The organism is Leisingera sp. ANG-DT, from assembly GCF_000813785.1.
Taxonomy (GTDB): Bacteria; Pseudomonadota; Alphaproteobacteria; order Rhodobacterales; family Rhodobacteraceae; genus Leisingera.
Window position 1 is genome coordinate 1 of record NZ_JWLE01000006.1, and the last position, 15,452, is coordinate 15,452.

A 15,452-nucleotide genomic window follows, 5' to 3' on the forward strand; every position below is an offset into this window, starting at 1 on the left:
AAAGATCTTGCTGGCATGTGCCCGTCGGCAGGTGTGGCAGGATAGGAGCAGGTGATAGCGGTCCTTGATGCGCTGCAGGATGCCGAAGCCCTTGGCTTCGGCGGCGGCGCGCCAGTGGGGGTGAATGGTGAGCGGGAAGGCGGCGGACGTGGCGGTTGATGTATGGGTCATTGAGAACTCCGTTTGCGCAAAGCGGGAGAGAGGGCAGGCGCCGGATATGGGGCACCTGCCGGGATAATCTGGATTTGGGCATGACGCGGCCGGGCGCAGGCGGAGAGATCCGCTGCGGGCCGGGTCAGGTTATGTCACGGGGGATTGGGGGGATCAGACCGGCGCGAATTCCGGAGCTGTCACTGCCATCTCCACCACGGTGTCGACTTGCCGCGCCGCGCGGTTCAGCGCTTCGCGGACACCGGGATCATCGGTAGTGAAAAGGTCCCGGTGCTCATGCATCAGCTGCTGGAATCGAAGTGCCTCGTCCAGGCTCTCAGATTCGATCAGAAAGTGCAGCAGCATGCTCATGCGCTGCATTGGCAAATCTTCGGCACTGACCACCTGTGCCGTCAGGATGTCGCCGCTGAGTTGAAGGCAATCCTGCCACTTGGCTTCGGCGGCCTCTTGGATACCGGTGGATGCGGTATCCCAGGACAGCGCGTGCGACAGATCGCGCTCCAATTCGAGGGCTTCGTCCACTGCTTTGGTCAGCGTGTCGAAGGTGCGGGTGATGAAGGTGGGGCTGTCATCTGCGACAGATGCGGGCCACAGGGCTTTCAGCGCGCATTCGCGCGTGATACGGCAAGTATCAGCCATAGTCGGTCTCCTTCCACGAGATCGGTTTTGGTTAGGGCCGGGCGGGGAGCTTCCACCTTCCCCTCGGCCTGTTGCAAATGTGTGCAACTAGATGCAATATGCACCCATTGAATCTGAATGTCAACTGCACACAAGTGAACACATGGCCAGAACATCAGCGATATCTGTACGAGTGACTGAAGAAACCAAGAAAGCCGTAGAAAAGGCAGCGGCGCAGGATGACCGGTCTGTAGCCTCTTATGTGGAACGGCTTCTGATCGCGCACCTTAAAGAACAAGGGTATCTGCAAAAGTAAGTGCGGGCGCCTGGAGGAAATGACCCAGGTGTCTGGTTCCATCGGCTTGCTGCCATTCAAGATTATCGAAAATGAATAAGTCATCCACGGCCCCCGGCAGGGCGGGTCCAGCAGGCTGCTGGCCGCAGGAAGTTTATCCGGGTGACGCCCGGATAGGCTGACGAGGAGGGGATCGAAGGGGGTATCCCCCTCGCGAACTGGCAAGTTGAAATTCCGGGGTCCAGCCCGGGATTGCAACTTGCCTAGTGAGTACAAGCCTCACAAAAACAAAAAAAGTCTATCGGGATTTTCTTCGTCTTCGCGGAGACTCGGATCAGAGAAGCAGATCCGAGCAGCAAGATGACCGTACAGCCCAAGTTTACTCAAGCCCAGCCCGTAATTCTTGATGAAGCACCGGTTGTGCTGCGCTTTGCAGGCTTGTTTCCGCAGAATCTCGGCAAGTTCAAGATGCATGACGAGCGCTGTGGCGGCGACCTGGATCATGTCGACCAGGAGCTGTCCCGGCTGAACCAGGTGCTGGCCGGCGAACCGGGCTGGCAACAGCAGATACGCGGCGAAATTGCTGAGATGCGCCGTCACAATCACCAGGAGCATTTGCGCGCGCTGAAGGCCAAGTCACGCATGAAGGACGCCAGGAAGCTGGAGGCGGAAGGGCCTGCGGATCCCTGGCGATCCTGCAGCAGGGGCCCGCTGCGGGAAGGCATATTCACTGTCAACAAAGATTGGCTGGGCGGGGCAGGGCTCTCTGAATGGGATCCGGAACGTGTCTCTGCTTTCCGCAAAACCGCCATGTCGTTCCTCCGTGAAAACTTTCCAAATGGTCAGCTGCGCTATGCCAGTGCCCACGTTGATGAAGAGGCTTATCACATCCATTTTGTCGTGGCCGTTTGGACCGAGAAGCCATCCGCCAACCGGGGGCATCAGATCCTGCTGCAGGCATCTGAGAACCCGCTCATCAAGAGCTATGAGCATGCCCAGGATCTTGCCGGAGAGGCCTTCGAGACAATCGGGATCACCAGGGGGGAGCGTCGTGCCGAAGCCCGGCGCCAGGCGCGGGCAGAGGGAAAACCTCTGCCCGAGAAGCGGCAGCATGTGCCGCCATCAAAATGGCGTGCTGAGGAGCGCCAAAAGGCGCAAGCAGAGAAGAAACGCATCCTGGGCGATGCCCAGGAAGAAGCAAAGGCGGCCGTTGAAAACGGCCGGGACCTGGCCAAGGCCACGGTCAAGAAATCGCGCAAGCGCGCGGTGAAAGAGGCGCGGGCCCGCAAACAGCGGACCGCGCGGGAAACTGCAAAGATGATCCGCCGCCGCGATACGGCGGAGGCAGAGGCTGTGCAGAATAAAAAAGCGGCTGACGCCGCGAATGCTCTGAAAAAGAAAATTGTGGCCGAGGTCGGGGCATTGGAGCCGAGAGTGAAAGGGTATGAGGCAAGGGCCGAAGAAGCTGCAGAAAAGTACCGGGCCGAGACGGCAGCGCGGAAGTCCGAAGAGGAAAAACGCGCGCGGGTTATGCAAGAAAGGCAACAGGCCGAGCAGATGCTGAACGCCAAGAAGGCTGAGAAATCTAATCTGGCGGCTCAGCTGCTGCAGATGGTTCAGCACCGCGGTCAGGAAGAGAAAGCAGTTGCTGAGGCCCGGGCTGCCCGGCTGGCTGAGGAGAAGAGGCTGCAGGAGGCAGAAGAAAAGGTCCGGTTGAAGGCAACGGAGGCAGAGGTCATCACGGATGCCATCGGGACCGGGTTGGATTTGGTTGCTGATGGGGCGATTTGCTGGCGGGAGGCGTCTGCGGATCAGCAGGCAGGCCTGGCCTGGGGCGTGGCCGCACCGGATACCAAGGGTGCGCGGGATGAAAAGCTGAAAGAAATCCGCCCGGCAATGCGGATGGTCACGCGCATTGCTCAACTGGTGGCCCGGACCGTGAAACGCGCGCTCGCCAACGAACGGCAAAAGCTGAAGCAGGACGCGGATTATGTCCGCGGCTTGCGTCAAAAATGGGAACCGGAAGATGCAGCGCGACTGAAGCGGATCACGCTTGGTGGGATAGATAGCGGACCGAAATAAGACCGATTGCTTCCTTTCGTTGGGTGACAAGCTAAGGTTGGCTGTGCGGGACTTTGCTGCCATTGCCCTTCCAGTTGTTTGCGGACGCAGCATTCTATTGCAGATGCGGCACGCTCATCGCTGCGATGCAGCCGATGTTGCCAGAGCGGTTATTGAAAGCCGATCATTCAGGAGCGGGACATCGGACAGCCAACAACTCGTTCTCAGCACAGAAATCTGAGCTGTCCGTCAGATCAAGTCTAAAGTTTTACAACTATAGCATTTCTAATTTAACCTAAGACACTGCGGCCTGCCGGCGATTGAGGTTATGCCATCCTTCTTTTCTGTGCCGGACTTACTTTTCCGCAAAAGCTTCAACCACCGGAATGATCACCCAGAAGATAGGTCGCCATAGCCTTACGGTCGTTCTCTGTCAGAAAGGCAGTTCCATATAGAACAACCTCCCCCATCGTTCCGCCAAATGCGTCACCATCCGGCATCACGCCAGTACGCAGTGCGTAAGCCAGGCTGTCGACGGTCCAGCCGCGTTTTTGAAGCGACAAGTAGTCGATGGCCGGAGCTTTCCCGCCGCCAGGCAGGGCATCACTACCCTTTAAGTGCTCTGTGTCTGTTTTCCGGGCTCCGGCCAAATTGCGCCCGGTGTGGCACGCCGCACAATGCGCGGCTCCCTCAACCAGAAGCCGCCCTCGGTTCCAAACATCACCGCTCCCAGGGACAGGTTCCGTTCTTGGAGGTTCAAGAAACGCCGCGCGCCAGAGCTTCAGCCCCCATCGCTGGTTGAACGGAAAAGCCATCTCTTGCTGCCTGGACGGCTGAGCCACAGCCGGAACCGTCTGAAAGGCAGCCCAAAGATCAGCAATATCCTGATCAGTGAAGTTCCCGTAGAACGGGTAGGTGAAGGCCGGATAATAGGGCTGTCCGTCAGGGGAAACGCCCTGGCGGACAGCCTGCGCAAACTCTTCAACCGTCCAGCTGCCGAGTCCATGTTCGCTGTCCGATGTGATGTTAGGCGAGTACAGAGTACCGAATGGAGTTTCTAGCTTTACACCACCCGCCAAAGGTGCTCCGCCATTAGAAAAGTCGGTGTGGCAAGCGATACAGCCAGATGCTCTAGCCAGATAGGCTCCGCGGTTCACATCTCCCTCGAGGTTAAGCTCGCTCAGCGGCACGCCGATAGGCCAAGCGACCACTGCGGCGAGAGCTGCCGACGCAGCAACTGCGGTGCCAAGGGCAAAACGTAACATGCGCATCATGTGCCAGCCTCACTCCTCACGGAAACGGGTATGGCAGGCTGAACAGGTTTGGCTCAGCATCATGAACACACCGTCGGCAGGCATCTGGGACAGGGCCTCAGAACTTGGACGCGCCCCCATCATTGCGCCGCCGCCCATCATGCTGCCGCCCATCATGCTTCCGGAACCCATATGGGATGATCCCATCATTGTGCCGTTGGACATCATGCCCGTCCCTTGGGCTTCTGACATCATCAACCCGTTCTCCGCCGCCGAGGCCAGACCATCAGAATAGGTCTGCAATCTTTCCGCGAGATCGACGAAACCTTCCCAATCGCTCCATATTTCAGCCTTGGCTTCAGATGGATGCCCATTTGATCCCTCTGGAAAGAGCGTCGTCAGGACATCACCCGCATGGGCTCTGATTTTTTTTGCTTCTCTTCGAACTGCTGCTGCATCATAGGCTGTTTTTCCCTGCATCATCGGAGCCAGCACTTTCATGCTGTCTTTCATAACTCCCATGCCATCCATCCGTTCCTTTACGATTCCTGTTGCACCGCTATGGGCATGAGCAGCTAAAGCAATGAGCGACGCCAATGCGGCGCCGGAAACCAGTTTAGAAAGTGTCATCTTGTTTTCCTGAAATAGTTTGAGATTGCGCTTTGAAGGCGCAGGATCAGTGTTCAGGAAAGATAACGGGGAGGCGGCGGATCAAAGCCAGTGATCGTAAACGGCTTCAATAGGGCTATCGGCATATCATCACGAGAGATTTGCTTGCTTGGCCTCGTTGAAAGGCAATTGCCTATGAGAACAGCAAAACCGCCACAGAGTGGACTGCCATGGCAGTGTTCAGTATGGCTACTGCCCGCCTGTTCTTGATCAATGTCCTGATCGGTGACAGCGGTATGCGCTCTCCCGGTAGCCTCGTGTGCATTTGCCTGATTTGCAGACAGGAAGACAACTGCGACGAGGAAACCCGCCGCCAGCAGCAAATACCCGATTTCAAGTCTGCCAAAGAGGCGCACTGCTCAGTTTACCCTGTTTTTGTGGCTAAGTTCACGGACACAGACAACGATGCCTTTCCCACCCATCCGGGTCAAGCGGCCGACCGTCGCAATTCACTCTACCGGACCACGCGGCTCATTCATGTGGGGGCTTCACTCAATACGCTCGAAGATAGGCCGAAATGCTCTCCTGCAGGGTAGACAACCTCACTCTACCCGTTCTCTGCTGAGTATTTTCCTTACTGTGCGAATAACCGCCGCCTCTCTGCAGCAGTTCGAGCATATTCGCAGGCGGATCCATTCAGCCAAGCCCGCTCAGGTTCAGTTGATCCCGTTTGCGCGCTGCAGTTCGCGCACATAACGTGTCACAAGACCCACTTCGCCATCAGTCATGCCGGGCACTGGCGGCATGTTTCCGAACCGCCAATGATGAGCTCGCACACCGTTTTTCGAAGCAAGTAGGAATGCGGTATCGGAGTGGTGGCTTGGTTCATAGATCTGGTGGACCAGTGGTGGGGCAACCCCTTCCTGACCAGCGGCGCTTTCTCCATGGCAGGACGCGCATTTGGCATCGAAGATACGTTTTCCGATCAGCGCGTTCTCAGACAGGGCTTCGGGCAGTTTCACCTCCACAATAGCTGCGCGCTCCAAAACGGCTTCCGATGCATCCGGTTTCTGCTCCCTTGGACGAGAAACAAGCCACATGGCCAGTCCACCTACTGCAATCACTGCTATAGCAAGCACACGGCTGGTTTTGTTCATATTTTCTCCATCCAATTCCAATGCTGCGGCCGAAGCCATCCTTACGGCCAACAGCATTGCCGCCTTCCAGCGCAGGAAAGTCAACGCCTGCGCGGTCAGTAATTTGCAACAGAGCATATCCTTCAGTTACTGGCATCACGGCCTAACTGGCAGAGTAAACTGCACCCAAGACTTGGGAAGCAATGCGCCCAAAAAGCTAACCTTTGCATCGCTCTGGTGTTACTGGCTCAGGAGCAGGAAACCTGATGGTCTTCATTTCGCACCGAAAGGGGTTGTGCCGAAGAAAAATTTCATTATGTGCCACACTATGGCAGTTACTGTGTTCAGGAGTGACTTTGGTCGGTTGATACGCACCGTTGCGTCAACCATCCTTGTTGTTGTGGTTTTCCTGAACACACTTGCGGCAATTTCCGCTCATGCATCGCCTCCCGCAAATGAAGTCACCGCTGTTTCTGACGTACAGCACAAGACATGCACTTTGCACAAAGCGGAAAAAAGAATGCCGCACAGGCATCATCAAAGTGGCACCTGCGAAATCCCTGATGAAGAGCGGCATGCCACTTGTTCGGTAGCCGCTTGCTGTTTTCACGAGTTCAATGCAGCACCAATTATGTCTGTTGAGCGCCGCCTGGTAACTGTTCAACTTGTGATAGCGAGCTCGGCCGGAGTAATTTCCAGGTCAGAACTCCCGCATGATCGTCCTCCCCGTTCAATCTGATTGAATTCGCTTGGCGCTCAATCGAGTGCGCCATCTGTTTCTGATCAGACAAGGCTTGCATGCCGCAAGCCAAAACGAGGTTTTCCATGCGTGGACGCTATTTTGCTCTCGGTCTTCTTGCGCTTGCTGCAGGGACTACGGGAGGCATCTCTCTCGAAAGACTTATCCTCAACCCGGCATCAATGACTGGGGCGAACGAGGCTGAGATCTTGTATTGGGTTGCACCGATGGATCCGAACTTCCGGCAACCAGGGCCGGGTAAATCCCCCATGGGCATGGATCTTGTTCCTGTATATGCAGGCCAAGAGCCTTCCGGGGATCCTGCAGAAGTGCAGCTATCTGCGGCAGAGATTAACGCCATTGGCGTCCGTACCGCGATTTCACGGATGTCCGAGGTTTCCGGCAAGATCGAAACCGTTGGCTTTGTTGGCTATGACGAGCACCGGACAAGCCATGTTCACACTCGCGTGGACGGTTGGATTGAAAAGCTGAATGTACGCGCTGTCGGAGACCCCGTTCAAAAGGGCGACGTCTTATTTGAGATGTTCTCCCCTCAGATCGGCTCATCAGCTGGTGACCTGGTTCGCGCTATTGAAGCAGGCAAATCGCAGATCATTGATGCCGCGCGTAACAAACTGCGCAGTCACGGCATGTCTGACAGGCAAATCAAGCGTATTGAAACCAGCGGCATTCCCGAGCGTAATATTGAAGTCGAGGCTCCTCAGGACGGCGTTGTGATTTCACTTGAGGCTGCGGACGGTATGTTTCTGCAGCCCGGCACACGCGCTGCATCGCTAACAGAACTTTCTACCGTGTGGCTAATTGTCGATGTTTTTGAGCGCGACATTGCAAAGCTGACTGACAATATGCGTGCTGAAGCGCGGTTTGAACATTTGCCCGGCCGTGTCTTCAAAGGTTCAGTTGACTACATCTATCCTGAACTTGACGCAGTGACCCGGACTCTTCCCGTTCGCTTGCAATTTGACAACTCCGACATGCTGCTACGCCCGAACATGTTCGGCACGGTCAGCCTGATCCCGTCAGAAAACCGCATGGCGCTCACGGTCCCGACCGAGGCTGTTATCCGAACCGGCGCCGCAGAACGGGTGATACTGAAAACCGGCGACGGCACTTTCAAACCCCGCCTCATCACCGCGGGGCTGCGTGACAATTTCGGCGGCGGCGGGCGGACAGAAGTCGCACAGGGGCTGGCGCCGGGGGAAGAGGTTGTTGCCTCGGCCCAATTCCTGATCGACAGCGAAAGCGCACTGAGCGCCGGGCTCATGCGCATGGCGCCGACTGATGAGGCCCCTGCACGTGGGTCAGGCGAGCTGGTTGCGCTGGATCCTGAGGCCCGGACCGCACAGATCCGGCACGGAGCCCTGGACAGCCTCGACTGGCCGGAAATGATGTCTAGTTTCCCGATCCGGGCTGATGTTTCTCTTTCGCGTTTGGCTGAAGGTCAACAGGTGTCGTTTCGGCTGTCTCGTGGAGCAGATGGCCTGCTCGGGCTCATTGAGCTTGGTCCAGACGACGGTGTTGCTGCCACAGGCACCGGCATTGTGAGTGGCGTGACAACGGACGGAAAGCTGTCGCTCTCACATGAACCTATTCCGGAACTCGGCTGGCCTGCAATGCAAATGGATATGCCAGTGGCAGGCCTAGACACTGCCGAAGTACCCATGAATGTGCCAGTCGAGTTCGATCTCTCAAAAAGTGATGACGGGATGTTCACAATTACCGCTGTCCGGGCTGCAGGCTCCCAGCCCATTGCAGACACACCTCCAGAGACCAATGAGCCAAACACCTCCGAGGGAGCTTCAGAGGTTCTCGTTTCAGGAACCATTGACCAGGTCGACGCGGAAACCCGCATGGTGACGATAACTCACGGCCCTATCATGGAAATTGGTATGCCAGGCATGACCATGAATTTCCAAGTGGGTGAAGAGCTGGAAATTACCAGCCTTCCGGTCGGCAAAGAAGTGGCGCTGACCTTTGCGCGGCCGGACGGCATGACCATGGTGCTCACCGGGGTAGAAACCGCCTCTCCGCCGATGGAGGTGTTGGGCAAGATCAATAGTGTCGACTCCGCAAAGCGGACGGTGAACATCACCCACGGTCCAGTGACGCAGATTGGCATGCCCGGTATGACCATGGACTTCTCGATTGATCCAGCCCTCGACTTAACTGGATTGTCGGATGGACAAGAAGTGACTCTGCTTTTCACCCAGAATGCAGACTTCTCAATGACCCTGGTAGGCACAAAGCCGGTTGAGGTGACGCAATGATCGCTTCTGTAATACGGGCTTCTGTTGCAAATCGCTTCGTCGTTCTAGCACTTGCAGTCATGATGGGCGTGATCGGTGTCTGGGCGGTCCGCGATACTCCCGTAGATGCTATTCCCGACTTGTCGGATGTTCAGGTCATTGTCCGCACGCCTTATGCCGGGCAAGCCCCCCAGGTCGTTGAAGATCAGGTCACTTACCCCATTGCCACTGCAATGCTTGCTGTGCCCGGAGCCAGTGACGTGAGGGGGTTTTCCTTTTTCGGCGACAGCTACGTCTATGTCGTTTTTGAGGACGGCACGGACCTTTACTGGGCTCGCACCCGCGTTCTCGAATATCTGGGTCAGATTACTGCGAACCTTCCAGAAGGGGTTTCGCCCCAGCTCGGGCCGGATGCAACCGGTGTCGGCTGGATCTACCAATATACACTTATTGACAGGACTGGCGGGCACGACCTGGCCCAGCTGCGGACACTCCAAGACTGGTTTTTGAAGTATGAGCTGCAAACCGTCGACGGTGTGTCCGAGGTCGCAACCATAGGCGGGATGGTCAAACAGTATCAGGTCGTTGTGGACCCGAACAAACTGCGCGCCTTTGACGTCACCCTGCCGCAAATCCGCAGTGCCATTCAAAACGCCAACCGCGAGACCGGCGGTTCCGTGATCGAAATGGGCGAAGCGGAATTCATGATCCGCTCTACAGGCTATGTTGATGAACTGGCGGACCTGGCCAAAGCACCCCTCATGGTCAACGAACGCGGTGCAGCACTGACAGTTGGCGACGTGGCAGACATCCGCCTGGGGCCGGAAATGCGACGCGGCGTCGGGGAGTTTAACGGCGAAGGCGATGCCGTTGGCGGTGTCGTCATCCTGCGCTGGGGCGGGAACGCCCTGGCCACGATCAAGGCTGTAGAGGCGCGTATCGAAGAGTTGCGGGAAAACCTGCCTGAAGGCGTTGAGCTTGTCACAACCTACAACCGCGCGGGTGTTATCGAGCGTGCAATCGAGAACCTCGAAACAAAGCTGACCGAAGAATTTATCGTTGTCGTTTTGGTCTGTGCAGCCTTCCTGCTGCACATCCGCTCGTCCCTAGTGATCCTTCTGTCACTGCCTCTCGGCATCTTTGCAGCCTTCATCATCATGAAGCTGCAGGGGGTGAATGCCAACATCATGAGTTTGGGCGGGATTGCCATCGCCATCGGCGCGATGGTGGACGCGGCCATCGTCATGATCGAAGCCATGCACCGAAGGCTAGAGAAGGAAAAGCTGACCAATCAGAACCGCTGGCGCCTCGTCACCGAATGCGCAACCGAAGTGGGGCCAGCACTTTTCTTCTCCCTGGCAATCATCACCGTGAGCTTTTTGCCGGTATTTGTTCTGGAAAGCCAGGAAGGGCGGCTTTTCAAGCCGCTGGCCTTCACAAAGACCTACGCAATGGCAGCGGCGGCGATCCTTTCCATCACGCTGGTGCCGGTTCTGATGGGATACTTTGTGCGCGGCCGGATTCTTTCGGAGCACAAGAACCCTCTGAACCGTATCGTGATCTGGATCTACCGGCCCTTTCTGGATGCTGCTGTCGCGTGGCCCTGGGCCACGACGTTGCTCGCCGGTGTGCTTGTCGCTTCCATGTGGTGGCCGCTGCAGCGTATCGGGACCGAGTTCATGCCAGAGCTGAACGAGGGGGATTTCCTCTACATGCCGACACTGTATCCCGGTGTCTCCATCGGCAAGGCACGCGAAGTGCTGCAGCAATCTGACCGGCTGATTGCTACGGTCCCTGAGGTCGCGACGGTGCATGGTAAGCTTGGACGCGCCGATACCGCCACGGATCCCGCCCCGCTCACAATGATCGAGACGACGATTCAGCTGAAACCTGAATCCGAATGGCGCGCAGGCATGACGATGGAAGGCATACGCGACGAGCTTGACCGCGCCGTGCAAATTCCTGGTGTGACCAATGTCTGGATTCAGCCGATTAAGAACCGCATCGACATGCTTGCCACAGGGATCAAGACACCCGTCGGTGTCAAAATCTCCGGCGCTGATTTGAGCGTCATCGAGCAGATTGGTGTCGATATCGAACGCGTGGTTGCAGGTATCGACGGCACGGCATCAGCCTATGCAGAGCGGCCTGTAGGAGGGCGGTTTGTGGAGATCGACGTCAACCGAGATGCCGCTGCGCGCTATATGATGAGCGTACGTGAAGTGCAGGATGTTGTTCAGACCGCAATCGGCGGGATGCAGGTGTCGGAATCCGTGGAAGGTCTTGAGCGGTTTCCAATAAACCTGCGCTACCCCCAGGAATGGCGGAACAGCCCCGAACGCCTGCGCGACCTTCCGGTGGTCACACCGTCCGGCGCGCATATCCCCCTTGGCAACCTGGCAGAGATCAAAGTGGTGGACGGACCCGGTATGATCCGATCCGAAAACGCACGCCGCACTGGTTTTGTCTTCATCGACATCGCGGGCCGGGACCTGGGAGGCTACGTAACCGAAGCCCGTCAACTGGTTGCGGCTGAGGTGGAATTGCCGCCTGGCTACTCGATCACATGGTCCGGTCAGTACGAGTACATTGAGCGCATGCAGGAGCGACTGAAGCTGGTTGCACCGGCAACGCTGCTTATCATCACACTGATGCTCTTTCTGGCCTTCAATCGAGTAATCGAGGTTGGGATCATCCTTGCCGCGTTGCCGGTTGCCCTCGCAGGAGGCGTCTGGTTCCTGTGGTACTTGAGCTTCGACATCTCTGTCGCTGTTCTGGTGGGATTCATTGCGCTTGCCGGTGTCGCGGTTGAAACCGCGATTGTTATGCTGCTGTATCTCAATCTAGCTTGGGAAAAGCGAAAAAACCTCGCGGCTGAGGCACAGCGCAAATTGACAACCGATGATGTCGAAGAGGTGGTATTCGAAGGAGCACTTCTACGAGTACGCCCCAAGGTTATGACAGTGGCGACAATCTTCGCCGGCCTAATTCCGATCATGTATGGCCAAGGCACCGGTTCGGAGATCATGCAGCGCATTGCAGCCCCTATGGTAGGCGGGATGGCGACTGCCACGCTGCTAACTCTTTTCGTCATTCCTTCAATCTTTGTGATCTGGAAGCGGTTGGCTCTTGCACGGGTCAACCGAACCCTGCTGCAGGAACCCGGCCGAGAGGCATCACCGGTACCGGCAGAATAGCCCGAATTGTGAAATCACCCTAAGAGGACAATCCAATGAAAAAACTTGCTGTAACCCTAGTTGCCTCGCTTTTGGCTGCACCAATCGCGTCCGCTCAGACGAGCCATAGCACAATGGACCATTCCAACATGGAGATGAGTGATGCCCAAATGGAAGGTGCTGTTCATACAAAGGCGATCATCAATTCGATTGACGAAAACTCTGCAAACGTCAGTCACGAGCCAATCCCTGAAATCGGTTGGCCTGCAATGACAATGGATCTCAACTTGGCCCCAAATGTTCAGATGATGGGTGGCATATCAGAGGGTGCTTCAGTAACTCTGATGCTGGTCAAGAGCGACAACGGAATGTACGAGATCGGCGCGATGATGCCTGAATAGGCAGATAAGTGAGTGGCAGATCACATAGTCTCTGCCACTCGCGAAGGTTGGAAATGCAAGGCGGCAACTGTTCCCCTGCTCCGTACAAACCGACGTTTTGCCGTGAAGATCTAGCCATCGAAGCAATTCTAGCGAACATGGTATGAGAGCTATCCACGCATGCCTCCGGGCTCAGAAGACTGGTTTCGACTTAAAGCTGGCAACGTAAAGTGGGCAGTAGAAAGTCCGCTTCCCGGCCCTCTAGCCTGAGACAGCCATTCTTTGCCGCGCCTGCGACGAGTGGCCGGAAAGTCCAGGACCCTGTAATTGCCCTCCTCGATCTTGCTGCGGCATGCATGAACGGCTGCTGTTATCCTTGTGAGGCGGCGCGAAATTTTACGCTGTTGCGGCAAGATCGGCGCCATGAGCGCACGCAGCACGAATTTGAGAGGTCCGGTGTGGGCTCTGACTGGGCATTCGCCGCACCAAGTGTGAACGACGGCAGGCAGCCCAAACGCGACCTTCGTATCAGGCGCAGTGCCAGCTCCGCTGCGGGTGCGAAGCATTTGGGTTATTTTCCCGAAAGCGGCCATCCAGCAGGTGGCGGCGGCCCCGGCTGCAGCTGCGCTCCACACCAGGTGACGCGATGCGCAGGAAGCGCCCTTTGCAAACTCGACCGTTTGACGCAACCGACCGAGGTTTTATGCTGCGGCGCAGCCCGCCGTTTCTGCCGTTCGCTGCGGCCGCGAGGTTCTGGAACCGGTGAAATTACACAGTGCGGACTTTGCCGCCGTTGCCCTTTCGGGTGTTTGCTGACTCAGCATCCGCTCGCAACTGCGGCGTGGTTTTCGCTGTGAAGCAGCATGTGTCGCCAGAGCAGTCATTGAAGGTCAGTCCGAGAGGACAAATCAAATCCTCCCTTTCGTCGTAAGCGGGATTGACCATCGAAGAGCCGGACTTTCCTGATATTCGCTGCAAGTGCTCGATCTCCATTGCGCATGCGAGCGGCTCTGGGAAAGCGGTCGGAGAAGAGCGACACACCAGTCAAATCCAGGGTCAGCTTGCCCATGATCGGAAATCGGTTATCTGGTTCTGGAACCCGCCTGCACACTATCCTGTCGGCAGCGGTGTGCGTTTGATGGCGATATAGGCGAACTTGTTGTTCCGGCCCGTCCGGATACGCTCCTGAACGAGATGGACCTGCCCTTGCTCGAAGAGGGCGCGGGCCGCGGTTGCGGCCCTTCTATCGGCCAGGAACCAATCGCGGGCATAGATCACCCTCACCCCGGGCTTGCCTTGGCCGATGGCCCGGATCAGCGCCTGCGCGGGGCAGGCGCTGCCGGTGACGTCAATGGTGGCGCCGGGCAGCATGGCCTTAGATCCGCGGCAGGGGAAAGGCAGGCTGGAAGCCTGTGTCCATCAGGCTTTCTTCAAACGGGAACTCCGACAGAAGTTCGATGCCGGTTTCAGTCACCAGAACCTGCTGCTCCAGTTTGACGCCTTCGTGGCCGCCTTCCTCGCCGATATAGCTTTCGACGCAGATGGTCATGCCCGCCTCGATCACGCCGTCATAGCCCGCATCCGGGAAGTCGCCGCGGTGGTAAAGATAGGGATATTCCCCGGTCATCCCGCAGCCGTGCGAGGACAGGTAGTAGCGGTTGGCATAGTATTTGTCTGGGATGTCCCAGGCCTGATCGGCGTAGTCGCGGAAGGTCATTCCCGCCTTCAGGATGCCCATATTGTGGTACACCTGCTCCAGCGCGGTCTGATACAGGGTCTTTTGCAGGCCGGTGGGTTTGCCCGGGCCCGCATGGAAGGTGCGGGAAAAGTCGCTGTAATACCCGTGGCAGCCCACCACATCGGTGTCCAGCGCAACCAGTTCGTTCTCGCCGATCAGGTGATGCGCGGTTTCCTGGAACCAGGGGTTGGTACGCTCGCCCGCCGACAGCAGCCGGGTTTCGCAATAATCGCCGTTCTGTTCGATCACCGACTTGTGCAGCACCGACCACAGCTCATTCTCGGTCATGCCGGGGCGCAGGGCGTCACGCAGTTTGCCGACGCCAACCTCGGTTGCACGCAAGGAGGCCCGGACGCATTTCATCTCCTCCTCCGACTTGATGGCGCGGGCCATTTCGACAGGCTCCTGAGCGTCAACGATCTTGAACCCTGCCTCCTGCATGGCGATCGCTGCGCCGGCGTTCATCCGCTCCATGCCAACGGTTGCGCCCCTGCCGGTGAGGCCGGCAATCAGATCGCCCATGCCGCGCGCCCACTCCCGCTCCCGTTCCGCGATATGAGGGCCCGCAGCCACGAAGCTCGCGGTCTTGGCAGGGCGCACCTCGTCGACGGTCTCGTAGCCATCGGCCAGGTGCAGGCAGCCCGTGAATTCGAACAGGATCGAGCGGTCGGCGGTCAGCAGCTGATAGCGCGATGGCGCATTACGCATCGAGAAAATCTGCATGTTGCGGGTGCCAGTGGCATAGCGGATGTTGATCGGGTCCGACAGGATCACTGCGCCGATGCCGCGTTTGGCCATCTCGGCGCGCACCCGGCCCAGACGGTAGAGACGCACCGCTTTCAGATCGATGCCTTCGCTTTCCGGGGAGCGGTCCAGCAGGGCAATGCCGGATAGATCGCTGCGTTCGGCGTGCCAGTCAAAATTTGCCATGAGAGTCTCCGTTGGCCGATTGTCTGGTGCAGGATAAAATTTCATGGCATATCTTGTAAAATTCCAAATATTCTTGAGT

At 57.3% G+C, this 15,452-nt stretch carries 14 protein-coding genes; 7 read left to right on the forward strand and 7 right to left on the reverse strand.

Going from position 1 to position 15,452, the window contains the following annotated elements:
• Positions 1-324 precede the first annotated feature (324 nt).
• Complete coding sequence (locus RA21_RS08520) at positions 325-810, reverse strand: hypothetical protein (RefSeq protein ID WP_039147851.1); 486 nt, start codon at positions 808-810, stop codon at positions 325-327.
• Between the two features lie 172 nt (positions 811-982).
• Here RA21_RS08520 and RA21_RS23420 point away from each other — a divergent pair, with 172 nt between their 5' ends.
• Positions 983-1,105, forward strand: coding sequence for a hypothetical protein (locus RA21_RS23420; RefSeq protein ID WP_275041408.1), 123 nt, complete (start codon positions 983-985; stop codon positions 1,103-1,105).
• A 258-nt stretch (positions 1,106-1,363) separates the two neighbouring features.
• On the opposite strand, the gene RA21_RS23135 is transcribed toward RA21_RS23420, so the two are convergent.
• On the reverse strand, positions 1,364-1,699 hold the full coding sequence (locus tag RA21_RS23135) for a hypothetical protein (protein ID WP_241483491.1): 336 nt from the start codon (positions 1,697-1,699) through the stop codon (positions 1,364-1,366).
• A 27-nt stretch (positions 1,700-1,726) separates the two neighbouring features.
• On the opposite strand from RA21_RS23135, the gene RA21_RS08525 reads away from it, so the two are divergent.
• The gene (locus RA21_RS08525; RefSeq protein WP_241483490.1) at positions 1,727-3,166 is read left to right on the forward strand and encodes a plasmid recombination protein; all 1,440 of its coding nucleotides are present in this window, start codon (positions 1,727-1,729) and stop codon (positions 3,164-3,166) included.
• Positions 3,167-3,519: 353 nt separating this feature from the next.
• On the opposite strand, the gene RA21_RS08530 is transcribed toward RA21_RS08525, so the two are convergent.
• A complete protein-coding gene (locus RA21_RS08530; protein WP_019294768.1) occupies positions 3,520-4,419 on the reverse strand; it encodes a c-type cytochrome in 900 nt (299 codons plus the stop codon).
• Between the two features lie 9 nt (positions 4,420-4,428).
• On the reverse strand, positions 4,429-5,028 hold the full coding sequence (locus tag RA21_RS08535; RefSeq protein ID WP_019294767.1) for a c-type cytochrome: 600 nt from the start codon (positions 5,026-5,028) through the stop codon (positions 4,429-4,431).
• 209 nt (positions 5,029-5,237) lie between these two features.
• Here RA21_RS08535 and RA21_RS22990 point away from each other — a divergent pair, with 209 nt between their 5' ends.
• The gene (locus RA21_RS22990) at positions 5,238-5,603 is read left to right on the forward strand and encodes a hypothetical protein (protein ID WP_019294766.1); all 366 of its coding nucleotides are present in this window, start codon (positions 5,238-5,240) and stop codon (positions 5,601-5,603) included.
• 120 nt (positions 5,604-5,723) lie between these two features.
• Here the strand turns inward: RA21_RS22990 and RA21_RS08545 are convergent, their stop codons facing one another.
• Entirely contained in the window at positions 5,724-6,164 is a 441-nt protein-coding gene (locus tag RA21_RS08545) for a c-type cytochrome (RefSeq protein WP_029204662.1), read from the reverse strand.
• Between RA21_RS08545 and RA21_RS22995 the strand changes: the two genes are divergently transcribed.
• The 4 genes from RA21_RS22995 to RA21_RS08560 all read left to right on the forward strand — a co-directional run bounded on the left by RA21_RS22995 (position 6,157) and on the right by RA21_RS08560 (position 12,726).
• The gene (locus RA21_RS22995) at positions 6,157-6,882 is read left to right on the forward strand and encodes a hypothetical protein (protein ID WP_206540052.1); all 726 of its coding nucleotides are present in this window, start codon (positions 6,157-6,159) and stop codon (positions 6,880-6,882) included. The two genes, RA21_RS08545 and RA21_RS22995, sit on opposite strands and share 8 nt — an antisense overlap.
• 86 nt (positions 6,883-6,968) lie before the next feature.
• The gene (locus RA21_RS08550) at positions 6,969-9,170 is read left to right on the forward strand and encodes an efflux RND transporter periplasmic adaptor subunit (RefSeq protein ID WP_029204661.1); all 2,202 of its coding nucleotides are present in this window, start codon (positions 6,969-6,971) and stop codon (positions 9,168-9,170) included.
• On the forward strand, positions 9,167-12,346 hold the full coding sequence (locus RA21_RS08555) for an efflux RND transporter permease subunit (RefSeq protein WP_029204660.1): 3,180 nt from the start codon (positions 9,167-9,169) through the stop codon (positions 12,344-12,346). The genes RA21_RS08550 and RA21_RS08555 overlap by 4 nt, the downstream gene beginning before the upstream one ends.
• Positions 12,347-12,381: 35 nt before the next feature.
• A complete protein-coding gene (locus RA21_RS08560) occupies positions 12,382-12,726 on the forward strand; it encodes a copper-binding protein (RefSeq protein ID WP_029204659.1) in 345 nt (114 codons plus the stop codon).
• 1,089 nt (positions 12,727-13,815) lie between these two features.
• Here RA21_RS08560 and RA21_RS08565 read toward each other — a convergent pair.
• Together RA21_RS08565 and RA21_RS08570 are read right to left on the reverse strand one after the other, a co-directional pair.
• Positions 13,816-14,076, reverse strand: a complete 261-nt coding sequence (locus RA21_RS08565) for a hypothetical protein (RefSeq protein ID WP_039147855.1) — start codon at positions 14,074-14,076, stop codon at positions 13,816-13,818.
• A gap of 4 nt (positions 14,077-14,080) precedes the next feature.
• Positions 14,081-15,373, reverse strand: a complete 1,293-nt coding sequence (locus RA21_RS08570; protein ID WP_052257617.1) for a M24 family metallopeptidase — start codon at positions 15,371-15,373, stop codon at positions 14,081-14,083.
• Between the last annotated feature and the right edge of the window lie 79 nt (positions 15,374-15,452).